Origin of the sequence: Vibrio sp. T9 (assembly GCF_003123985.1) — a bacterium.
Lineage (GTDB): Bacteria > Pseudomonadota > Gammaproteobacteria > Enterobacterales > Vibrionaceae > Vibrio > Vibrio diabolicus.
This window is the reverse complement of record NZ_NIGY01000001.1, coordinates 711,996-735,198: the sequence shown is the minus strand read 5'-3', so window position 1 is coordinate 735,198 and position 23,203 is coordinate 711,996. Positions and strand designations below refer to the sequence as shown.

Annotated in this window: 19 protein-coding genes; 13 read left to right on the top strand and 6 right to left on the bottom strand. The window is 45.1% G+C overall.

What is annotated here, in order from left to right; translation table 11 throughout:
* Window positions 1–216 precede the first annotated feature (216 nt).
* The 3 genes from CBX98_RS03355 to udp all read left to right on the top strand — a co-directional run bounded on the left by CBX98_RS03355 (window position 217) and on the right by udp (window position 4,187).
* Window positions 217–636 (top strand): CBS domain-containing protein, encoded by a 420-nt coding sequence (locus CBX98_RS03355; protein WP_005390603.1) that lies wholly within the window; start codon window positions 217–219, stop codon window positions 634–636.
* Between the two features lie 179 nt (window positions 637–815).
* Window positions 816–3,122, top strand: coding sequence for a zinc/cadmium/mercury/lead-transporting ATPase (locus CBX98_RS03350; protein ID WP_109168574.1), 2,307 nt, complete (start codon window positions 816–818; stop codon window positions 3,120–3,122).
* Between the two features lie 306 nt (window positions 3,123–3,428).
* Window positions 3,429–4,187, top strand: a complete 759-nt coding sequence (gene udp / locus CBX98_RS03345) for a uridine phosphorylase (protein WP_012842006.1) — start codon at window positions 3,429–3,431, stop codon at window positions 4,185–4,187.
* A gap of 156 nt (window positions 4,188–4,343) precedes the next feature.
* Here the strand turns inward: udp and CBX98_RS03340 are convergent, their stop codons facing one another.
* Complete coding sequence (locus tag CBX98_RS03340; RefSeq protein ID WP_005390608.1) at window positions 4,344–5,504, bottom strand: DUF1887 family protein; 1,161 nt, start codon at window positions 5,502–5,504, stop codon at window positions 4,344–4,346.
* A gap of 163 nt (window positions 5,505–5,667) precedes the next feature.
* On the bottom strand, window positions 5,668–7,659 hold the full coding sequence (locus tag CBX98_RS03335; protein ID WP_109168573.1) for a methyl-accepting chemotaxis protein: 1,992 nt from the start codon (window positions 7,657–7,659) through the stop codon (window positions 5,668–5,670).
* Window positions 7,660–7,926: 267 nt separating this feature from the next.
* Here CBX98_RS03335 and hinT point away from each other — a divergent pair, with 267 nt between their 5' ends.
* From hinT to CBX98_RS03300, 7 genes are all read left to right on the top strand, one after another.
* Complete coding sequence (gene hinT, locus CBX98_RS03330) at window positions 7,927–8,277, top strand: purine nucleoside phosphoramidase (RefSeq protein ID WP_005390611.1); 351 nt, start codon at window positions 7,927–7,929, stop codon at window positions 8,275–8,277.
* 71 nt (window positions 8,278–8,348) lie between these two features.
* The gene (locus CBX98_RS03325; RefSeq protein ID WP_109168572.1) at window positions 8,349–9,746 is read left to right on the top strand and encodes a hypothetical protein; all 1,398 of its coding nucleotides are present in this window, start codon (window positions 8,349–8,351) and stop codon (window positions 9,744–9,746) included.
* Window positions 9,746–10,138, top strand: a complete 393-nt coding sequence (locus CBX98_RS03320) for a YcfL family protein (RefSeq protein WP_005390620.1) — start codon at window positions 9,746–9,748, stop codon at window positions 10,136–10,138. Before CBX98_RS03325 ends, CBX98_RS03320 begins: the two co-directional genes overlap by 1 nt.
* A 66-nt stretch (window positions 10,139–10,204) precedes the next feature.
* A complete protein-coding gene (lpoB, locus tag CBX98_RS03315; protein WP_005378467.1) occupies window positions 10,205–10,795 on the top strand; it encodes a penicillin-binding protein activator LpoB in 591 nt (196 codons plus the stop codon).
* A gap of 24 nt (window positions 10,796–10,819) precedes the next feature.
* Window positions 10,820–11,701, top strand: a complete 882-nt coding sequence (gene thiK, locus CBX98_RS03310) for a thiamine kinase (protein ID WP_109168571.1) — start codon at window positions 10,820–10,822, stop codon at window positions 11,699–11,701.
* A 75-nt stretch (window positions 11,702–11,776) separates the two neighbouring features.
* The gene (gene ycfP / locus CBX98_RS03305; RefSeq protein WP_012842003.1) at window positions 11,777–12,316 is read left to right on the top strand and encodes an alpha/beta hydrolase YcfP; all 540 of its coding nucleotides are present in this window, start codon (window positions 11,777–11,779) and stop codon (window positions 12,314–12,316) included.
* A 539-nt stretch (window positions 12,317–12,855) separates the two neighbouring features.
* Window positions 12,856–14,145, top strand: coding sequence for an NAD(P)/FAD-dependent oxidoreductase (locus CBX98_RS03300; RefSeq protein ID WP_005390626.1), 1,290 nt, complete (start codon window positions 12,856–12,858; stop codon window positions 14,143–14,145).
* An 84-nt stretch (window positions 14,146–14,229) separates the two neighbouring features.
* Here CBX98_RS03300 and CBX98_RS03295 read toward each other — a convergent pair whose 3' ends face one another.
* From CBX98_RS03295 to CBX98_RS03280, 4 genes are all read right to left on the bottom strand, one after another.
* Window positions 14,230–14,778, bottom strand: a complete 549-nt coding sequence (locus CBX98_RS03295) for a GNAT family protein (RefSeq protein ID WP_047008529.1) — start codon at window positions 14,776–14,778, stop codon at window positions 14,230–14,232.
* A 163-nt stretch (window positions 14,779–14,941) separates the two neighbouring features.
* Window positions 14,942–15,712 carry a peptidoglycan binding protein CsiV gene (locus CBX98_RS03290; protein ID WP_074191059.1) on the bottom strand — a complete coding sequence of 257 codons (771 nt, stop codon included), beginning with the start codon at window positions 15,710–15,712 and terminating at the stop codon, window positions 14,942–14,944.
* A 7-nt stretch (window positions 15,713–15,719) separates the two neighbouring features.
* Window positions 15,720–19,181 (bottom strand): transcription-repair coupling factor, encoded by a 3,462-nt coding sequence (gene mfd / locus CBX98_RS03285; RefSeq protein WP_109168570.1) that lies wholly within the window; start codon window positions 19,179–19,181, stop codon window positions 15,720–15,722.
* Window positions 19,182–19,186: 5 nt separating this feature from the next.
* Window positions 19,187–19,756 (bottom strand): hypothetical protein, encoded by a 570-nt coding sequence (locus CBX98_RS03280; protein ID WP_006742154.1) that lies wholly within the window; start codon window positions 19,754–19,756, stop codon window positions 19,187–19,189.
* A 249-nt stretch (window positions 19,757–20,005) separates the two neighbouring features.
* On the opposite strand from CBX98_RS03280, the gene lolC reads away from it, so the two are divergent.
* Genes lolC through lolE form a run of 3 tightly spaced genes read left to right on the top strand, consistent with a single transcriptional unit; the run spans window position 20,006 to window position 23,161 of the window.
* Window positions 20,006–21,214, top strand: coding sequence for a lipoprotein-releasing ABC transporter permease subunit LolC (gene lolC / locus CBX98_RS03275; protein ID WP_053349430.1), 1,209 nt, complete (start codon window positions 20,006–20,008; stop codon window positions 21,212–21,214).
* The gene (lolD, locus tag CBX98_RS03270; RefSeq protein ID WP_005378457.1) at window positions 21,207–21,914 is read left to right on the top strand and encodes a lipoprotein-releasing ABC transporter ATP-binding protein LolD; all 708 of its coding nucleotides are present in this window, start codon (window positions 21,207–21,209) and stop codon (window positions 21,912–21,914) included. The genes lolC and lolD overlap by 8 nt, the downstream gene beginning before the upstream one ends.
* Window positions 21,915–21,916: 2 nt before the next feature.
* The gene (gene lolE, locus CBX98_RS03265) at window positions 21,917–23,161 is read left to right on the top strand and encodes a lipoprotein-releasing ABC transporter permease subunit LolE (protein ID WP_109168568.1); all 1,245 of its coding nucleotides are present in this window, start codon (window positions 21,917–21,919) and stop codon (window positions 23,159–23,161) included.
* The last annotated feature ends 42 nt before the right edge of the window (window positions 23,162–23,203 follow it).

Sequence of the window (23,203 nt, the reverse complement as noted above, 5' to 3'; positions counted from 1 at the left end):
TTTGACTGGCTTTGTTGTATTTACCACCTGTTAAAAATCAGCCTATTTGCAAGTTGTACTCAATTAAACAACAGTGAATGCCGATGATGACTTAATTTTGATTCAGATCAATAGGCTGCACCTATAAATAAAATTACTCATTTCCATTTAGTAAATTCAGGAAATTAGGCGACACTTATCTAAAGGCCGCAATAAAATGCCCTTAAGGAGATAAGAATGCATTCATTAAAAGTAAAAGATTACATGACGTTGCAAGCGGTGACCTTCACTAAAGATATGTCACTTTCGGCTGCTTTGAATAAAGTCATGCAAAGCGTCACATTAGGTGGACCCGTCATTGATGAGAATGAAAAGGTAGTTGGATTCTTATCAGAGCAAGACTTGTTAGATAAATTGGTGAAAGCGAGTTATCACTGCCAAGATACGCATACCGTTCAAGAGTGTATGCATGACGATGTTTTATCTGTTTCTCCAGACATGTCAGTGATTGAGTTGGCTGACATGATGAAGATTGGTAAGCCAAAAATGTATCCAGTGGTTGACGGCAAAGGTAAATTGGTTGGCGTTATCACTAGGCGAGATGTGCTGCGCGCCATCGGGATGACTTTAAATGAGTGTTTTAAGCATCCAGTTTAACCTTTTTGATCAAATTTCATAGGTGCTTGATTTTAAATAAGTCATTTGGAAAGACGCTTCGGCGTCTTTTTTTATTTTCAATCGACGAGTTTTTAAAAAATTACCTTGACCTTGGAGCTAGCTCTAAGGTTTATCCTTAGTCATAGGCAAAGAGCCTACACCAATAAGGAAAATAAATTATGTGTACGAAACATCAAGGTTGCCAATCTAGCAAAATCAAAACTGCGGTGCCGCTTGGCGCGAGCGAGTCGTGCTGCGCACCAGTAAAATCTTCACTCAACATTTCTCAAGCTGGCGTAGAAGTGTCCGAAAGTTCATGTTGCAGCGGAGGGAGTTGTAGCGCCGACCCAGGTGAGGAAGAAGAGCCCTCAAGGGAGAGTGATTCCTCAATTCGAAACTCGTGGCTTGTGTCAGGTATGGATTGCCCTTCATGTGCGCAAAAGCTTGAGAAGGCTATTACGTCTTTGGAAGGTGTTAACCAAGCAAAAGTCTTATTTGCAACAGAAAAACTGGTTGTCGATTTTGACGATCGCGAGCTGACCTCTACGATAGAGCATACAGCCCAACAAACAGGTTTTCCGCTTTCTTCACTCGATGCTCCAAAACCAAATACTGCAACGAAGGGCTGGCGTGGGGTAGTAAAAGACAACATTCAAATTCTCTCTATTGCTAGTGCGATGGTTGTCGCGGCAATAATTTCTAAGATCGACCCTCAAATAAGTACTTGGTTATTCACGTTGACCTGTTTACTGGGTTTATACCCAATTGCGATTAAAGCGTTCAAGTTGGCGCGTAGCGGTACGCCTTTTGCGATTGAAACGTTAATGAGTGTGGCAGCGCTCGGCGCTTTATATTTAGGTGAAACCGCTGAAGCGGCAATGGTGTTATTGCTTTTCCTTATTGGTGAAAAGTTAGAAGCATATGCATCATCCCGCGCTCGAAGTGGTGTCCAAGCGCTAATGGACTTAGTCCCAGAAAATTCAATTTTAATTGTTGATGGTGAGCGTAAAGAGGTGCCTGCAGCTCAGCTTAAGCCGGGGGATATTATAGAAGTTGCCCCCGGTGGTCGTTTGCCAGCGGATGGTGTGTTGCAAGATGCGCTTGCAAGTTTTGACGAAAGCGCGTTAACGGGAGAATCCGTTCCCGTTGAGCACCAAACGGGTGGCAAAGTGATGGCCGGGGCTGTGGTTGTCGATAAAGTCGTTCGTTTACAGGTGACTTCTCGTCAAGGCGAGAATGCGATTGACCGAATTCTCCATTTGATTGAAGAAGCAGAATCTCGTAAGGCACCATTAGAACGTTTTCTGGATAAATTCAGCCGTTGGTATACGCCGCTGATGATGTTGGTGTCCTTGATGGTTATCGTCACGCCACCACTGTTGTTTGCTCAACCATGGGAAACGTGGATTTATCGAGGACTTGCCCTGTTACTGATCGCCTGTCCGTGTGCGTTGGTTATTTCAACGCCTGCAGCGATTACTTCTGGCTTGGCGGCTGCGGCGAAGCGGGGGGCATTAATCAAAGGTGGTGCGGCGCTTGAGTTGCTTGGTAAGGTGGAGTCCGTCGCATTTGATAAAACCGGTACATTGACGCAAGGTAAGCCGCAGGTGACCGACGTCTTTGCTTTTGATGTAGATGAAGACAAGTTACTTAGCCTGACAGCCTCAATCGAAGTTGGCTCAAGCCATCCTCTCGCGGTTTCTTTAGTTAATAAAGTGCAACAGCAGGGGCTTACTATTCCTGAAGCGCTAGATAAAACCGCGCAAGTGGGCTCTGGTGTCACAGGTTACGTCGATGGGAAAATAGTCCAAGTAGTCACGCCTTCTAAGGCCGATTTCCCACTTTCTCAAGAAACCGAAGAGCGAGTGGTGACGTTGGAACAACAAGGTAAAACGGTTGTTATTGTGCGTTACGATTACGAGGTCATTGGCGTGATCGCATGGCAAGATACATTGCGCCCAGATGCCCAAGAAGCTATCGCTACGTTGAAGGAGCTTGGGATAACGTCGGTGATGCTAACCGGTGACAACCCGAGAAGTGCTGAAGCAATGGCGACCAGAATAGGCTTGGATTATAAAGCAAGCTTATTACCAGCAGATAAAGTGCATTACGTCGAGAAACTATCACAGCAACACACCGTTGCAATGGTGGGAGACGGTATTAATGATGCGCCAGCGATGAAAGCTTCGAGTATCGGTATTGCGATGGGAGGCGGTACGGATGTTGCTCTGGAAACGGCCGACGCGGCATTAACGCACAATCGTCTGATTGAGTTACCTGCCATGATAGAACTATCGCGTGCGACGTTAAGCAATATTCGTCAGAATGTTGCGTTAGCGCTTGGTTTGAAAGGCGTTTTCTTGGTTACAAGTTTATTGGGCATTACGGGTCTATGGGTGGCGGTATTAGCCGACAGCGGCGCAACTGCACTGGTTACGTTAAATGCGTTGAGATTGCTCCGTTTTGAGTCCAAGCAGGCCAAGTGACCTACCTAACTAGCTAATAAAAAGCCCGAGGCATTCGTGTCTCGGGCTTTTTTAACCGTATCGACGAAATCTAATAATATGTTTTAGTTTGTTTTTGAAATCACGCATCGCTATGCAACAAAATGAGCCAAACTCCCCAAAAGTGTGATCATTGCTTGTTTTGGGTGAAATTGTAGTTTCATTACATTTTCTCATTGTGATTGTGATCACTCTATGTTGGTGAAAGGTTCGCTACAGTGCATTTGTACCCAACAACTGATTAATGAGCTTATTGTTCATAAAATAAGCCACAATAAGGAGCGACTTATGTCTCAAGCTGTATTTCATTTAGGTGTTACTGAAGCTGATCTTAATGGTGCGACTCTAGCCATCATTCCTGGTGATCCAGCGCGCGTTCAAAAAATCGCAGAACAAATGGAAAACCCAGTATTTCTAGCAAGTCACCGTGAATACACGCTATACCGTGCCGAATTAGACGGTAAACCTGTTGTGGTTTGTTCTACAGGTATTGGTGGCCCTTCTACCTCTATCGCAGTTGAGGAACTCGCGCAGCTTGGTGTTCGTACTTTCCTACGTGTTGGTACAACTGGCGCAATTCAACCGCATGTAAACGTAGGTGACATGATCGTAACGACGGGGTCAGTTCGCCTTGACGGTGCGAGCCTGCACTTTGCGCCAATGGAATTCCCAGCAGTTGCTGACTTTGAAGTAGCAACTGCAATGAAAGCGGCAGTAGAAGAGTCTGGCGCTGCGGTTCACATGGGTGTGACGGCTTCAAGTGATACTTTCTACCCAGGTCAAGAGCGCTACGACACGTTCTCTGGTCGCGTTGTTAAGCGTTTCCAAGGTTCTATGCAAGAATGGCAAGACATGGGCGTACTTAACTTTGAGATGGAGTCTGCAACATTGCTAACAATGTGTGCGAGCTCTGGTCTAAAAGCAGGTTGTGTAGCGGGTGTAATCATCAACCGTACACAAAAAGAGATTCCAGATCATTCAACTCTGAAAGAGACGGAAGCTCGTTCAATTAAGGTGGTAGTAGAAGCAGCGCGTAAAATGCTGTAAGCCGCGATAATTGGCATTTTAAACAAACGGAAAAACCAGAGGCACGCCTCTGGTTTTTTTCTACCTATCTAAACCCACACTTAAAAATTAGGTATAAAAAAAGCAGCCTGTAACGCTGCTTTTGATCATTTTGAATTCTAGCTTTTATCGCTGATGTTAGATCTCGTCCGAGCCACCTGCGTCTTTAAACCAAGCCGTTAGGTGCGTTCTTAAGTCTTTAAGCTCATCAGGGCCAATCAGAGCTAGCCCCAAATCTTCTGCACGAGTAATGTCATTGTGACGAAGCGGTCGGAAGCTCACCAGCATTGCACGTGCTTGTAAACCACCTAGCAGATCTCTGAGGGATTCTAGCTTGTACAAGGTGTCATCGCCGTCATCTCGCATGCCTTTGGTTTTACACTCAATGATGTGGAGCTTGTTGTTTACCACCGTTGCAACATCCAACTCATTGCGTACTTCGCTTTCACCAAGTTTGCGATAAACCTGAACATTCAAAGAGCGATCTTGAATCGTCGGCATTGTATCTTGAATTTGCTTGACCGTGCTGTGTACCAGAGTCTCTAACCATTCACCGTTTGAAAAGCGGCGTGCATCTTCATCTGCAAACGTTAGAACGCCATTCTCATAAGTGGCGATTTGCGCTTCCACTAAGTCCGAAAGCAGCATGTTGAGCTCACGGTAGCCTTGTTGCTTTTCAGAAAGCTCCACATCAAGTTTTTGCTCTTTGCGGCATGTGGTTGCAAGGTAGTTAAGAGTCGCTAAGCCTGGACCAAGTTCAAGCGCATTTGAGGCCCAGCGTTCACCAAGTTCATACAGTTTTTTATCAAGAAGAGGAGGTAAATCAACGTGGTGGAACTCGCCGCGTGCGCCGAAGATAGTGAGGTAGTCAGCAATCGTAATGTGGTCTTCGACCTGAGTATCTTCTTTGCCATCTGGGTATAACCAGCAAAGCTTATCGCTACTTGGCTCAACCACAAAAATTGGCCAGCGATAGGTACGGAAAACCTCGTACACAGACAATAAGCGATGACGAAGACCGCAACTGGCGTTCAATTTCACATCTTCGCCGCGCTCATGGAGATCTTTTGCCAGTTTTTGAATCGCTTGTTTGATCAGCGAAGTATTGACGGCGGATGGGATTTCAAAAAATTCGGAAGTAATGTCTCGTTGCTCTAAAACGGCACTCAGTCGGTCAAATATATCTAACTGGCTCTTGTCTCCGATGAAGACGATATGTGTGCTTAGCGTACGATTATCTAATAGAGGAGTGACCAATCTCACTGGGTCTTGGTCGATAATACCAACATGAACAGCCATAGATTTTCCTTTTTATGAGGCCGCTCGAAAAGAGATGTGCAAGGGGATGAGCTGGCCATATTAATCATATGTAGACATGGCCGATAAAAAACAAGGGCGACTTAACAAAAAGTCGCCCTTATACAGTTGATTGCACTAATTAATGCTTAAATTTATAAATTATTTATAACTTAAAGCGGTGAACCAATTCATTCTGTTGATGAGCCAAGTGAGTCAGGGATTCACTGGTCTGTGCGATGCTCGACATAGCTTGGAAGCTTTCATCGGCGATACTATTGATATCTTCAATACTGCGTGCGATGTCTGCTGAGGTTTCACTTTGCTCTGCTGCCGCTTGCGAAATATGCGTACTCATTTGGCTGATTTCGATGATTAGCGCTTGAATCTCTTCCATTGAGCTGTTCGCTTTTGATGCTTGCTCAACAGACATCTCCATATCGCTCATACAGCTTTGTATTACTTGATTTGCTGACTGAGAGCTGGATTGCAGATTACTGATCATCGATTCAATTTCAGTGGTGGACTGAGTGGTTCTGGATGCAAGCACACGCACCTCATCGGCCACTACCGCAAAGCCGCGACCTTGCTCGCCAGCGCGAGCCGCTTCAATTGCTGCATTCAATGCCAGTAGGTTAGTTTGTTCAGCAATGTTGCGAATCACATCGAGGATAGAACCAATTTGACCACTCATTTTTTGAAGTTCAGAGACAGCGGAAACGGATTCGTTCAAACGCGTTTCCAGTTGATTTATGGTCGAGATATTGCTGCTCATGACATTTCTGCCTTCTTCAGAGGCAGATTCGACACGCTGCACCATTTCTAGTGAACCTTGTGCACTTTGAGCGACTTCTTGCACTGAGTGAGACATTTCCGTCATTGCGGTCGCAACGTTTGCTGTTTGCTCACGTTGTGAGCTTAATTTGCTTTGCGCTTGCGAAGACGTGCTTTCGTTTGTTGCTGCGGTCGAAGATAGGTTCTCTGACGCTTCGTTGAGTTTCACTAAGATCTCGTGAAGACTGTCGGCTAGTGAGTTAATGTGTCCACTCACTCGGCTGAACTCGTTGTTATAGCGAATATCGATACGTTGTGTCATGTCACCTTCAGTCAGGCTTTCAAGCACTTTTAGAATACGAGTCAATGGTTCGCGAACGCTATGCGCGATGTGGTAGCCAATCGCTGTGGCAAGTAGCACGACGACAACGCCAATGATGATGGCTTTCGTCACACCCGCAGAATAAATGTTACCAGCGTCTGCTAACGATTCATTAAGTTTATCCGTTGCGGTTGACGTAAATTGCTCAAGAATCGCCATGGTTGAATCAACTTTATTCGCTAGGTTGGCGATGTTGTTGTATAGCGCTGCACGAGCATTGAGGTAATTATTGTGCTGGTCTAAGACACCTCCACGCATTCCCACATCGCGTGTGAATTGTTCTACCGACTCACCAAACGCTGTTTTTAGTTCAGGTAATTGAGTAACTAAACCACGGAAAGCATAGTTCAAATGAGTCACTGCTTTGCGGTTTTTGGTCACGGCTTGCGTAACAAACTCAGGATCAGAACTGGCGAGGGCATCAGAGGTTATAACTTCCGCATCTTTTAGCTTAATGAAGTAACTCTTCGCCATGACTTTGACAGAAATGCTAGTTTGATCTGCCACATATTCTTTAAGGCCGACCGACAACTCGGTATTCAGCTTTTGGAAGCGACGTGACGATTTTTGCACTTTTTCTTGCGCAGCGAACATCGCTTCGTAGTTGTCCATGGCTTCAAGAGCTTCAGTAAAATAGCTCTGCTCTAACGCTTTTAATTGTGAAAACGGTTCGGCAAGAGAAGGATAGATTTGGCTCGCAGTTTCCAGTTGACCCAAAGTGGATTCGAAACGTTGTTGAGATCTAGCAAATTCCTGACGCATTTCATCCATGCGTTGTTTATTCTCTGTCGTCAGAAAATCTTTAAACGATTTGTCGGCAGAAAGCAGTTCAACACTGGTTTGGTTAGATAACGATACCAGTGGTAGGGATGATTTAGACACGGTGCCAAACTTCCCGTGAATATCACTCATTCCTCCCATCATAATGGCAATTGTGACGGCAAATAGGATGATGATCAGAGCAAAGCCCGCATACATCCTTTTAATAACTGAACCTCGCATAAGTGAGCTTCCTCTCCCAAAATAGACAAGCTACCCAAGAATTTTGAGCTTACTTGGGTATAAAAATAATAATTGTCTTAAAAAAGTAACAAAATTCATTGGATTGTATTGAGTTTGTGACGCGCATTTTATGACGCACACGACAAAAAAAGCTTCGTTAATTAGCGTTTGATTAATAATGTTAAGTGAACACTGTTTTTATTGAGCTCCGCTTTTGGTTGGCGCATACTAATTGGGGTCTAATTACCTTTATAAAATGGAGTCCTCATGGCGGAAGAAACGATCTTTAGTAAAATTATTCGTAAGGAAATCCCTGCCGATATTCTTTATCAAGATGAGTTGGTGACTGCGTTTCGCGATATTAACCCGCGCACACCGAGCCATATTCTCATTATTCCGAATAAATTGATCCCAACAACGAATGATGTTGAAGCTGAAGATGAAGCAATGATGGGGCGTTTGTTCACTGTTGCTAAAAAACTGGCGAAAGAGGAAGGCATTGCGGAAGACGGCTATCGCCTGATCGTTAATTGTAACCCGCACGGTGGCCAAGAGGTTTACCATATTCACATGCACCTATTAGGCGGTCGTCCTCTAGGTCCAATGGTATTGAGCTAAGCTTTAAAAAGTGGGTGGCGCAGTTCACCCACTTCTTTTTCCTGTCGAATGACACATTTGTGGAGATAAATGTGAAACTAGGTGTAAAGCTGTTAGGGCTGATGAGCTGGGCTTTAATGGCCTCTGGCTGCGCGAATTTGTCTGCGGGCAATCTGTTTAGTCACTACAGCAACCAGAATCAAGACGTTTATCAAGCCGTTGTAGCAGGGGAATATGCGAAAGCGAAACAACTTCAATCGAGCGAAGTGGGTGGCGAGATACTTGGCAACTTTGAAAAGGGCCGTATTTCTTTTCTTGCTGAAGATTACCCGACAAGTTTGAAAGCACTGGAAAATGGTGATCGTGCCGTTCGTGTTCAGCAAGATCGCGCGACTATTTCTGTGTCAGAAACGGCAACGAGCGTCGGCTCTCTCGCAGTGAACGACAATCTCCAAGATTATCATCCCGCCGATTATGAACTTGGCTTTCTGCACCTTTATCTCGGGCTAAACTATTTACAGAAAAACGATTTGGAAGGGGCGCTTGTTGAAGTGCGTCGAGCCAATCAAGTTCAGGAAGCGGCAAGAAAGGCGCGTGAAAAAGAACTAAAAGCAGCAGAAAAAGACCTGAAAAAGCAAGGCATGTCTGCCAATTTAGGCAGTGTGTTGGCGAGCTACCCTGATGCTGGTAAAAAACTAAGCGCAGTACAAAACGGCTATTTGTTCTATCTTTCTGGCTTGTTATATGAAGCGTCACGAGATTTAAACAGTGCTTATGTTGATTACCGACGAGCACTCGCTGTGATGCCAGACAACAAACAAGTTGTTGAAAGCACGCTGTACGCCGCTAAGAAACTAGGCATGCGTGAAGACTTACGCATGCTAGAGAAACGGTATGGTAAAGCACCTTCTGGGTTAACTCAGTCTCAAGGTCGAGTCATCGTTATTGATGAACAAGGCGTTGTGGAGGCTTTGAAAGGTTGGCGTATTGATCTACCGATTTACGACAGTCGCGATAATGGGGCTATTTATTCGTTGGCGCTTCCTTATTATCCGAATCGGGGTGCTCAACGTTTTAGCGATGTGGTTTTAAATGGTCAGGTATTGCCTTCTAGCACGCTGACTGATGTTAATGCGATGGCACAAAACGATCTTAATGAACGTCTGACTACAATGGTGATCCGTCAAGCTCTTCGCGTTTGGGCAAAAGATCGAATCCGAAAAGAGGCGGCGAAAAAAGGCGATGATGTGGGTAACATACTTTTCAATGTATGGAACACATTGACCGAGCAGCCGGATACGAGAAGTTGGCAAACATTACCAGCGCAAGTGAAAACGGCATCAAAAGTCGTGAAACCGGGAACACAAAGTTTAAACTTGGGTGATCAAACCTATCAGTTTGAAGTGCCTGCACAGCAGACTACATTGGTATGGGTCTCTCGTCAGGGAACGCACTCAACCGTGTGGCATAAACAGCTAGGGAGACTGTAATGAAAGCATGGCTTATTTGTTTAGCAATGGCTATTGGTTTAGTTGGATGCGCCGAAAACACGGCTGGTATTCGAATTGATGGTCAAACGCAAAAAGTATTTTTTAATGATAACGTTTTGGGTAGTCGCTTATTAGTTGACAACATCACCACCACTTACGTTGATGATCGTCCACGTGGAGTGGTGCAACTAAGCAGTAACTATAAAGGTGACCAGCACATTCTTTACCGCTTCTATTGGTATGACAATAATGGTTTAGAAGTGAATACCAAGCCTGGCCCATGGCGCAAAATGATTGTGCGAGGGTTTGAGCAAGTCACGTTATCTGAAGTTACTGTGAATCCAAATGGCACCAAATTCCGTGTTCAAATTAGAGAAGCACAAGACAATTAATCTTAACGGCTTTGCCGAAGCTGCCGCGCTAACGATGCGCTGGTATTGAAAAACTAAGGAACTCTCATGAAAAAAAGTATTATTGCTCTTTTAGGTCTTGCCGTCATTTTGGGTGGCTGTTCTAACAAAGTCTCTTACGGCGATGCGCAAGCAACAGAAACCACAACTATCGATTTTGGCTCAACAGATTTACAAAAAATCGCGGCTGAAATGGTGGATAGCATGATGATGTCGGGTTCTGTAGCAGCAATTACTCGTGATCAACGTCCTATCGTTTTTGTTGAGCGAATTAAGAACAAGACCAGTGAACACATTGACACTGAATCCATTACCGACACTATTTCTACTAAGATGCTGAACTCTGGTAAGTTCCGCTTTGTTGATATGGATCGTGTTGAGTCTGTGCGTGAACAGCTTAACTTCCAAAACACGGATGAGCTGGTTAACCAAAGCACAGCGATCCAATTTGGTAAAATGGTGGGTGCGCAATACATGCTTTACGGTAACCTATCTAGCATCGTCAAAAATGCAGGTAGCGATAAAGATGTATACTACAAGATGACCATGCGCCTAATGGACCTAGAAACAGGCTTGATTGAGTGGGCGGATGAAACGGAAATTCGTAAAGCGCAATCGAAGAGCTTATTCGGTCTTTAATCGATACTGATGGAGAAGTCATCAATGGCATGGTTTTCTTGGCAACAAGCAAAACAGTTAGATCCGAGTCTTAATGCTCTCGATGGCTTCTTTACTGAGCCTCCGGTAAAAGTTCAAACCGTTACCGGGGGGCTAACCAACCGTTGTTGGCGGTTGGAATCCTCTCAAGGCCTTGTATACATCTGGCGACCGACCAGTAATGTTTGCAAGGCTTTTTCAATTTCTCGCCACAATGAATATCAAGTTCTGAATGCTATCTCTTCATTAGAAATTGGTCCTAAGCCAGTGTTTATCCACGAGCAAGGTTTACTGGTGGAATGGATCGAAGGGCAAGCACTTTCGGATGTAGGGCTACCAGTAAGAGATTTATTATCCATTGTGGCGACCATTCATCAGCACCCGATCAGCGCGCTCCCTTTGGTTCCATTTTCTTATATTTCTCGCATCGATCATTATTGGCTTGAGCTTGATGGTCAGTATGCGGATACGGAATTTGAGGCTCTATACATGAAGTGGCGCACGGAACCGAGTGTAGCGGCGGTTCCACTCGCTCTTTGTCACTTTGACCTGGGGTGTTACAACCTCGTTCGGGGAGAGAGTGGGGTGAAAGTCATTGATTGGGAATATGCTGGTATTGCTGACCCTAGGCTTGATTTGACCTTGACTATTCAAGTCGCGGGTGCGCCTGTGGAAGAGGCGGTGAAACAGTATTGCCAAATTCGAGGTATCGACGATACGTCTCTTTGGTTAAGTGGTGTACAGGCGTGGCAGCCAAGAACCCTAGTAATGGCGATGCTTTGGTATCTACTGGCCTATAAATTGTGGGGAGATGAACAATACTTAAACAGTGCGCATGAGTTGAAAGGCTCATTGTGTATGGAAGATCACTGTTTTGAGAACTCGTGATATTTTCCCCTTTAACAGTAAGGAAATAGTGGTAGTTTTAATAAAAGTACCAGATACACACAGGGAGAGGTACACATGATTATTTACTTACACGGCTTTGACAGTACAAGCCCGGGTAACCACGAAAAAGTTCTTCAACTGCAATTCATCGACGACGACGTTCGTTTTATCAATTACAGCACCCTTCACCCAAAGCACGACATGCAACACTTGTTAAAAGAGGTGTCTAAAGTTATCGATCAATCGGATGATCCAAACCCGTTAATCTGTGGGGTTGGTTTAGGTGGTTATTGGTCTGAACGAATTGGTTTTCTATGCGGTATCAAGCAAGTGATGTTTAACCCGAACTTGCACCCAGAAAAAACGATGGCTGGTCGAATCGATCGCCCAGAAGAGTACGAAGATATCGCAACAAAATGTGTTGATCAGTTTCGAGCGAAAAATCAGGCGCACTGCTTGGTGATTTTATCCAAAGATGATGAAGTGCATGACAATGCGAAAACTGCAGCTGAGTTAGAAAAATACTATCAAATCATTTGGGACGAAACGCAGTCCCACAAGTTCAAAAAGATCTCTCACCATTTACAAGCGATGAAGGCATTTAAAAATACTTAAGAGTGTTTGAGTGTGAACAGTAAAGCGGCATTTTTTATCGGCTGCTTTGCTGCGACCCCCTCTTGTGAGTATGCCGAGTCACTTTCTCTTTAAAGGCCTCATTTTCTTGGTTTAGCGCTCAGAATATTGTGTTCTCCTTACCGTTTTCTTACTTCCATCCTATGTGGCACGAATACCTTGTTGTAGAGTAGTCGAAAAGTAGTCAATCCGTACTCGTCACACGGATTTTGGTTGCCTTCAAAGTACGTCTCTATATAATGAACTAGACTAAAATAATTTGATAAATATCAAAAAAAATTGAGAGCGAGTAATAAACTTGCCCAAAAATCTCTGGCGTCGTATGCGTACCAGACAAATATGCTGATTCCTAACAAGTTATTGATAGATAAAGAATAAAATTAGGCAGCAGTTTTTAATCCAAATAAATTGAAACACCTCTAAGAACCAAGAATTCATCGGTTGGATGTATGGCACAGCATGTCTGTGAACCATGCATCGAGCTGAACCCCATATATTCATTTTTGTAGAGGAAAATCATTGTGACACGCATTATCGTTGTAGGCGGCGGTGCTGGTGGTCTTGAGTTGGCAACTAAGCTTGGCCGAACTCTAGGTCGCAAGAACCGTGCGCAAATTACGCTAGTAGATCGTAAAGCGAGCCACTTGTGGAAGCCATTATTGCATGAAGTTGCAACTGGCTCTTTGGACGAAGGGGTGGATGCTCTGAGTTATCGAGCTCATGCAAAAAACCACAGCTTCGACTTCCAAATGGGTAGCCTTCAAGACATCGACCGCGAACGTAAAGTGATCATCTTAAGTGAGCTTAAAGATGAGCATGGTGAGCTTCTGATGCCAAGCCGCGAGCTAGAATACGACATTCTGGTCATGGCGATTGGTTCAACATCAAACGACTTCAACACTCCTGGCGTTCGTGAGAATTGTATTTTCCTAGACAGTCCAGAACAAGCGCACCGTTTCCGCACAGAAATGAACAATGAGTTCCTAAAACTGCACGCGAAAAACGGTAACGGTACGGTGGATATCGCGATTGTTGGTGCTGGTGCAACTGGCGTTGAACTATCAGCTGAGTTACATAATGCTGTTAAAGAGCTGCGCACTTACGGCTTTGGCGATCTTGACTCTAGCAAGTTGAACGTCAATCTGATTGAAGCAGGTGAGCGTATTTTACCAGCGTTACCTCCACGTATTTCTTCTGCTGCTCATCAGGAGCTGGTGAAGTTGGGCGTAAATGTACGCACGGCAACCATGGTGACTAAAGCTGAAAAAGATGGCCTCACCACGAAAGATGGTGAGAAGATCCCGGCACAAATCATGGTTTGGGCTGCGGGTATTAAAGCACCAGATTTTATTAAAGATATCGCTGGTTTAGAAACGAACCGTATCAACCAGCTGGTAGTGAAAAATACACTACAAACGACGCGTGATGATGACATTTTCGTTATTGGTGACTTAGCACAATGTACTCAGGCTGATGGTTCGTTTGTTCCACCACGTGCGCAAGCTGCGCACCAAATGGCAAGCCAAGCATTCAGCAACATCGTTGCGAAGATCAACGGACGCGAGCTGAAAGATTATGTGTATAAAGATCACGGCTCATTGGTGTCTCTAAGCCGTTTCTCTACCGTTGGTAGTTTGATGGGCAACCTAACCAAAGGGTCGATGATGGTAGAAGGCCGTATTGCACGTGTCGTTTATATCTCGTTATATCGAATGCACCTGATGGCGTTGCACGGCGTATTTAAAACCGGACTGATGATGCTTGTGGGCCGTATCAACCGAGTACTGCGTCCAAACCTTAAGCTTCACTAAGACGCTAAATTCACATCTACGCGGATTGCGCGGATGCTGTATCTTCGAAATATAAAAAGCCACCGCAAGTCGGTGGCTTTTTATTTATGTTAGATCTGCCGGTAAAAGTGAGTACACAACACCATCCTTAGGCTTACCATGAAAAATAAACCGGTTTCTGGCGATGGTTTCTTTTTGTGCACCGACTGACTCAATTAAGGTTTGGCTTGCTTCGTTGTCGGGGTCACAGACAATTTCCAGTCGAGTTAAACTCAGCTTTGCAAAGCAGAATTCAGCCAAGGCTCTAACGGCTTCTTGAGCATAGCCCTGTCGTTGATAGCGGTCAGCAACCCAGTAGCCAATACTTGCCATATTAAACGTGTGATATAACTCGTTTACGGCGGCCATTCCTACTAAAGTGTTACTTTGTCGTTCATAGATACCGAAACCGAAAGCTTCTGTTTTTACCCAGTTAAGTCGGGTTGCCAACAGGAAGTCCTGTGCATCTTTCAACGTAACGTTTTGATTACACCAATCTAGCCACTGGTGTAGGGAAGGGGACTCTGCAAGCAAACGTTGTAGTGAGTGAGCCTCTTCAGAAGGGATGAGCTTGAGCGCTAAGCGGGGCGCAATGATTTCAAAATCTGGACTCATGAACTGATACGACTTCCATGTTGAGTGTAAGTAATTTGAAAACTGTCTATTTCATACTGTAACGCAGTTATTTTCCTTGCTCTGCGTTGGTTAGGAATAACTGAGGACATAACAGATAAAAACAAAGCGCAGCAAATGCTGCGCTTTGTTGAATCACTCGTACTTATCGAACGCGACGAACTTGAATGATCATGCCCATCAATGGGTTGTCTAGGTAATGAGTCTCACTACTACGCATACGGCGTTTTTGATCCATTCGATAGCTCTTGAGGAACTTTTCTTCTGTTATTGTAGGGGAGATTTCCGCCAAGTTACCCACTTGAACATTACCATCGACCTCACCTAAATCATCCGCCAATTGCTCGGTTGAAGTTGGTTCAAAACGCACTTCTCTAACACTTGGCTCGCGCAGGTCTAGTGTCGTTTCAGCGAATAGATAATGCTGCACGTAAATTTGGAATCGACCGTCTAGTTCATACAAAGGACCGTTGACTGTTTCTTCACTGTAACCGTCAGTGGAAAATGTCTGAGTACTGCCATTGATTGGACTACCATCTGCGTGATAAGAATCAGAAAAATCTCGTCCACCAACAATACGGAAAATTGGGGCGCTAGATTTGCCTCGGTCACCTTGACGCCATGCTACGTGTTTAAGCACTTTAAACCCAGCATGGTTGTTTAATGCCGCTTCTTGCGCATTCAGGCGGAAAGATGAGCGTGGCAGTAGTGTTACGCCTTTAGAGCGACGGTATGATTCACTCTCTAAGCTGCCGACATTTTCCATATCGATTTTTGGCAGTTGATTCGGCCAAGATTCAGTGGTGCTTTCAGCGTCGACTGCTCGCTTGAAAATGATCACTTCAATATCAAATTGACGCTGTGCCCAAGAAGGCATTGAGACACATAGAAGCAATAACGGGATCAGTATTCTCATTCGACTATTAGCTCGTTGGTAATAAATTCTGTTTAAAATCATTCAGTAAGTCTTGAACAAACTGAATGCGTTTACGTCGGTCCGCCAATGGTACGCTAAACTTGAACTTAGTTGGACCTTCCATTGCAAATTTTTGCGGCTGTGATTGCAGCAGTTTAACCAAATACGCTGGATTTATGTCAGCATCAGGGTAAAACTCGATAAATCCACCTTTATCATGGGCTTCTATCTTTTTCGCTTTTAGGCTACCAGCCGAAATTTTCAATTCTGAGACAGCAAGTAAGTTCTTCGTCGCGTCTGGAAGCAGTCCAAATCGATCAATAAGTTCCACTTTGAGCTCTGAGAGTTCTTCACCACTCGTAACGCTCGCAATACGTTTGTACATCGACAGTCGTGTATTCACATCCGGGATGTAATCGTCTGGCAAGAGCGCTGGGATTCGCATTTCAACTTCAGTTTGTTCACGAAGCAGCTCGTCCAAAGAAGGTTCTTTACCTTCTTTCAATGCTTGGACTGCTTGTTCCAGCATTTCCATGTACAGTGTAAAACCAACCGATTGAATTTGCCCACTTTGCTCGTCACCAAGCAGTTCACCAGCCCCACGGATTTCTAAGTCGTGAGTTGCTAGAGTAAAGCCTGCGCCTAAGTCTTCCAGTGAAGCAATCGCATCAAGACGCTTGATAGCATCTTTGGTCATGGCTTTTGGATGTGGCGTTAATAAGTAAGCATAGGCTTGATGATGAGAGCGTCCAACACGGCCACGCAATTGGTGCAGTTGCGCTAAACCAAGGTTGTCTGCACGATCCATAATAATGGTATTCGCTGTTGGTACGTCGATACCGGTCTCGATAATAGTTGTACACACCAACACATTAAAGCGCTGGTGGTAGAAATCATTCATGATGCGCTCCAGTTCGCGCTCACGCATTTGACCATGTGCCACGGTAATTCGTGCTTCAGGAATAAGCTTTTGCAAGTCTTCCGCGGTTTTCTCGATAGTCTCTACCTGATTGTGCAGGAAGTAAACCTGACCACCACGCATGATTTCACGCAGTACCGCCTCACGGACCACAGATTCTTCTCTTTGACGAACAAAGGTTTTGATGGCTAAACGACGCGCTGGAGGTGTCGCGATGATAGACAGATCGCGCATGCCACTCATGGCCATATTCAAGGTACGTGGAATTGGTGTTGCGGTGAGGGTAAGAATGTCCACATCCGCACGCATTGCTTTGACTTTTTCTTTTTGACGAACCCCGAAGCGGTGTTCCTCATCAACGATCAACAAACCTAAATCTTTGAATTTAATGTCGCTCGAAAGCAGCTTATGTGTACCAACGACAATATCGACTTTACCATCGGCAACGTCTTGCAAAATGACTTTTTGTTCTTTGGCCGATTTAAAACGAGACAGTACTTCAACTCGGATTGGCAAGTTGGCAAAACGGTCACGGAAGTTTTCGAAATGCTGCTGAGCAAGTAAGGTTGTTGGTACGAGTACGGCGACCTGTTTACTGTTATCCGTTGCGACAAATGCTGCGCGCATAGCGACTTCCGTTTTCCCAAAGCCCACGTCACCACACACTAAGCGATCCATCGCTTTTGCTTGGCACATGTCAGACAAGACGGCATTGATGGCCATCGCTTGGTCATCCGTTTCTTCAAATGGGAACGTTGCTTTAAACGTTGCGTATTGCCCACGATCTAGCTCAAATTTGAAGCCCGGTTTTAATTCTCGTTTAGCGTAAACATCCAGCAACTCAGCCGCGACATCACGCACTTTTTCTGCCGCTTTACGACGTGCTTTTGCCCAAGCCTCGCCACCCAATTTATGCAGTGGTGCACTTTCTTCAGCACCGCCTGAATAACGGCTAATAAGGTTTAGTGATGAAACTGGTACGTAGAGCTTGGCATCGTTTTGATACTCAAGGGTGACGTATTCCGTTTTCATGCCACCGGCTTCAAGTGTTTGTAAACCGATGTAGCGGCCAATACCGTGATCAATATGAACCACGGGTTGACCGGGTTTCAATTCCGCAAGGTGGCGAATAACGGTGTCACTGTTGACTGCTTTTTTATCTTTGCGGCGTCGCTGGATAACGCGGTCACCGAGAAGATCACTTTCACAGATCAGAGCGAAGTTCAGCTCTTCGTGAATGAAACCATGCTCTGCAGCGCCTAAGATCAAACTGAAGCGATCACCCGAATCTAGAGCTTGGTAAAGTGAGCCATATACGACTGGGCGAACTTTGATGCCTTGCAACAGTTCCGTTAGTGCTTCACGACGACCTTCTGACTCTACCGAGAAAACAATTTTGCCGCTGAATTGCTCACTGAATTGACGAAGACGCGAAAGCGGTTCTTTATTTTGTTGCTGAACGCCAAGCTCGGCTAACGATTGTACTGGTAGGTTTTGACGACCAGCACGCTTAACCACTTTCTCTAGGCTCAATTGAGCCATAGGGAGCTGTTTTAGTTGGCTGAAGAGTTCGTCTTTTTTCAGCCAAAGTTGTTCAGGAGTCAAAAGAGGACGTAGTGGATCAACTTTTTTCTGGTCGTACCGATATTCGACATCGGTTAAGAAAGTATCGACCGCAGATTCAATATCACCATATGTGATGACTTGAGAGTCTTCTGGCAAATATTCAAATAAAGTCTCGGTATGGTCAAAAAACAGCGGTTGCCAATACTCAATACCAGCGGGCCAAGTGCCTTTGGTCACTTGCATGTAGATCGACTCTGGCTCTCGGCGTGCTTCAAATTGGGTGCGCCAACGTGTACGGAAATCCTCAATCGCTTCTTTAGTGGTTGGGAACTCATGCGCAGGCAGCAATTGGATTTGCTGAATATCGTCGATAGAGCGTTGGTTCTCTGGATCAAACGTGCGAATGGTATCTATCTCATCATCAAAGAAGTCGATGCGATACGGGTCATCGCTGCCCATAGGAAAGAGATCCAGAATCGATCCACGGCTCGCGTATTCACCTGGCCCAAATACTTGGTCTACGTGGCGGTAGCCCGAATTTTCAAGTTGTACACGTAGTTTCTCAAGCGAGAGTTGATCGCCGGTTTTCACCATTAAGGTATGTTGCAATAGAAAATCACGTGGCGACTGTCGCTGCAGCACCGTACTGACTGGCACGATGGTAATGCCATTACGTTGGCTTGGCAGTTGGTATAGGCGCGCGATACGTTCAGAGATAATTTCTTGATGCGGAGAAAAGTTATCGTAAGGCAGCGTTTCCCAATCAGGGAACAGGCTTACTGTTTGTTCGGTGAATTGCTCAATCTCTGCCTGAAGCTTTAAAGCGATTTGCGGGTCAGGCACGATGAGTAGCGAGTGACTCGAATGCTGCTTGGCTAGCTCAGCAATAGCTAGAGGTAGAGCCGCGCCCGGTAAATTACCTAGCTGTTTTTTGTCGCCACGCTCAGAAGGATTGGTGACGGAAAGAATCGTTGCTTTTGTCATAGGAGTTATTTTTTATCTCGCTCCATCGAGCGCTGACGTAAAAGTTTTTGTTGTTGATATAGTGCCGCTTTTATGAGCAAATCTTGGTCAGATTCACGTAGCATCTTATATCTAAGAGTGATAATGAAATCTTGCTCTGAAGCATCACATTCTTCTACTTGAGCGTAACCGTAAATCGCTGCAGCAGGATGATCGAGAAACAGTTTAACACGAACGAGTTGTTGGGCAGATAGCGCTGTATCTGAACGGTAACTGAGTTGGCTGGCACCAAACTTCGTGGTTTGGTATCGAATGGAGGCGTCATCTTGTTGTGAAAGCATAAAGCTCAACAAGAGGTTAAGTTTCGCGTTTTGCGTATCAAGCAAGTTAATCACATGCTTTAAATCTTTGTTTTTTAGCTCTAGACGTGCATTGTCTGCCAACATATCTAGATGGCTAAATTCGCTGGCAACAATAAACGGTGCTGGAATTTCGGAGACAAAGGTTTCTTCATCTGGCAAAGCAAAATCCGCACTCAACGTTTCGACGTTGATAGTGAGATTATGATGGACGGTAAAGTATTCTTGCTCTGTCATATAGTCGGTCCTTTTGCCAGCGAGCGCTCCCTGTTCACTCAACAAACAAAGAGAAGTAGGGCACTGATTATCGCTAACTGAATGAAGTTATCAAGTTTACCTGATTTGTCCTTGAACTTTTTGCCCTAAATACAGACTTATTGCATGTCGTTGACAAATTTAGCGATTCTCTTGTCTTCTTAATGAGAAGAGTAAGGTAAGATAATCCGCTAAAGCTTTATATCAAAACAACCAGTTGGTTTGTCTTATATGTATCATCCTATCTCATTGTTTATTGGCTTAAGGTATCTTCGGGGACGCTCTGGAGATAGGTTCAGCCGATTTGTTTCTTATATGTCGACGGCGGGTATTACGATCGGTGTAATGGCGTTGGTGACGGTTCTTTCTGTGATGAACGGGTTTGAATCGCAGTTAAAAGAACGCATTTTAGGTGTGCTACCTCATGCCGTTGTTTCGCAACACGATGGAAAAACGCCTATGACCGAGTCTGCTCCTCCATTTGTTCAAGCGATGTCGAGTGAATCTCAGCCGGAGCCTATCGTTAGAGGAGAGGCTGTTATTCAGAGTTCTGCACAGCTGACGGCTGGTTACCTCATCGGTATTGAACCTAAGAAAGGCGATCCGATTAGCAACCATTTGATTGCCGGACGATTATCGTCACTTCAAGCAGGTGACTACAATGTATTTTTGGGTCACAGTTTGGCGCGTTCACTAAAGGTCTCAATCGGGGATAAAGTGCGCTTGATGGTGACCAACGCGACGCAGTTTACCCCACTTGGTCGTATTCCTAGCCAGCGAAACTTTACTGTCTCAGGCATTTTCAATACGGGATCGGACGTTGATGGTCAATTAATGATTGTGAACATGACGGATGCATCTAAGCTGATGCGTTTCCCTAAAGACACGGTTTCTGGTTGGCGTGTCTTTTTCTCTGACCCATTTATGGTGACGGATTTTGCTGACCAACCCATGCCTGATGGGTGGCAATGGAGTGATTGGCGCGAACAGCGTGGTGAGCTTTTCCAAGCGGTGAAAATGGAAAAGAACATGATGGGACTTATGCTAGGTCTAATTGTGGGCGTTGCTGCATTCAATATTATCTCCGCTTTAATCATGGTGGTAATGGAGAAACAATCAGAAGTCGCAATACTGAAAACTCAAGGCATGACTCAATCTCAAGTGATGACCATTTTCATGGTACAAGGGGCAAGCAGCGGTGTAATTGGCGCGATTGTCGGTGGCGCTGCGGGGGTGATCTTGTCACTTAACCTGAATGCGATTCTTGAATCTGCTGGTGTGGCGCTATTCAGTTTTGGTGGTCATCTACCCATCTTGATTGATTCACTGCAAATTCTTTTAGTGGTGGTGTTGGCGATTGCTCTTAGCCTTGCTGCTACGCTTTATCCTTCTTATCGAGCATCTTCTGTTAAACCTGCTGAGGCACTTCGCTATGAATAAGCTATTAGAATGTCGTGATATTCGTAAAGTCTACCGAGAGGGTTCGTTAGATACGGAAGTGTTGAAAGGCGTAAGTTTCGATATCGATAAAGGGGAGCTGGTTTCTATTGTTGGCTCTTCTGGTTCCGGAAAAAGTACCTTATTGCATATTTTAGGGGCGTTAGATGACGCAACTCATGGTGAAGTTGATTTTCTAGGGCAAAACCTATCGGCTTTAAGTTCGAATAAACAGGCGGCTTTACGCAACAAGCACCTTGGTTTTGTATACCAGTTTCATCACTTGTTAGCTGATTTTACTGCGCTTGAAAACGTGGCGATGCCACTGATGATTGGCGGTGCTAAAGTAGCGGATGCAAAACAGGCGGCTAAAGCGCTGTTAGATAAAGTTGGTTTGAGTCATCGGATGCAACATAGACCCTCCGAGTTATCGGGCGGTGAGCGTCAACGTGTTGCGATTGCGCGTGCATTGGTGAATAAACCTGATCTGGTTTTGGCCGATGAACCTACGGGGAACTTAGATCACAATACGGCACTGTCTATCTATGATTTGATGCGCGAGCTCAATAAAGAGTCAAACATTGCATTTTTGGTTGTCACGCATGACAAAGAGCTGGCAGCGAAAATGGATCGTCAAATGCACATGCAAGATGGTTTGCTCGTAGATCGTTTTGTGACTGATACTGCGTCTGCGGAGGGCTAATTTTGTTTTCATCTTTAGCATTGATGATTGGTGGTCGCTTCAGTCGAGCGAAAAAGCGCAACAAGATGGTGTCTTTCATTTCGCTTTCTTCAACGATTGGTATTGCGGTTGGTGTAGCCGTGATCATTATCGGTCTTTCTGCAATGAATGGCTTTGAGCGCGAGCTGCAATCGCGTGTGTTGTCAGTTATTCCACACGGTGAGTTGGAAGGCGTTAATGGTCCGCTTCATAACTACACCAAAACGATGAATCAAGCCCTAAACCATGAAGATGTTGTTGCGGCAGCGCCGTACGTTCGTTTTACGGGGTTAGCAGAAAAAGGCAGTAAGCTAAAAGCGATAGAAGTTCGTGGCGTAGAGCCTACTTTCGAGCAAGCGGTGTCGAGCTTATCGAATTTTATTGACCAAGAAGCTTGGCAAAACTTTTATGCTGGTCAGCAGCAAGTGATCTTAGGCCGAGGTGTAGCAAACGAGCTAAATGTCGCCGTGGGGGATTACATTACGTTGATGATTCCGCAAACCGGCGGCGCAAACAAAGTGCAGGCTCCTAAGCGTGTGCGCGTGAAGGTGTCAGGGTTCTTAACGTTGAATGGCCAAATAGACCACTCTTTAGCGTTAGTGCCATTAGCGGATGCTCAGCAGTACGCAAGGTTAGGGGAAGGGGTTACTGGCATTTCACTAAAAACGGATGATGTTCTCAATGCGCCTTCTATTGTTCGTGAGGTAGGTAGCATGGTGGATGTTTACGTGTATTTGAAAAGCTGGCAGCAAAAGTTTGGTTTTTTGTATCGCGATATACAACTCGTGCGCACTATTATGTACTTGGTGATGGTACTCGTGATTGGTGTGGCATGTTTTAACATTGTGTCTACGCTGATGATGGCAGTGAAAGATCGAGCCGCAGAAATTGCAATTTTGCGAACAATGGGAGCAAAAGATAGCCTAATCAAACGTATCTTTGTTTGGCAAGGCGTGTTCTCTGGTGTATTTGGCAGTCTCGTCGGCAGTGTTATCGGTGTCTTAGTGGCGTTAAACCTGACTCCGTTAATTAAAGGGTTAGAGAGCTTAATTGGTCATCAGTTTTTATCGGGTGATATTTACTTCGTCGACTTCTTACCATCACAGTTACACTGGCCAGACGTAGCATTGGTGTCGGTGACGGCGATCGTTTTGAGTTTGCTTGCAACGTGGTATCCCGCTTCTCGCGCCGCGAAGTTAAATCCGGCAGCGGTGCTGAGTTCTAAATAACCAACCGTTTTACAATACGAGAAAAGCAAAAAGGACCGAATT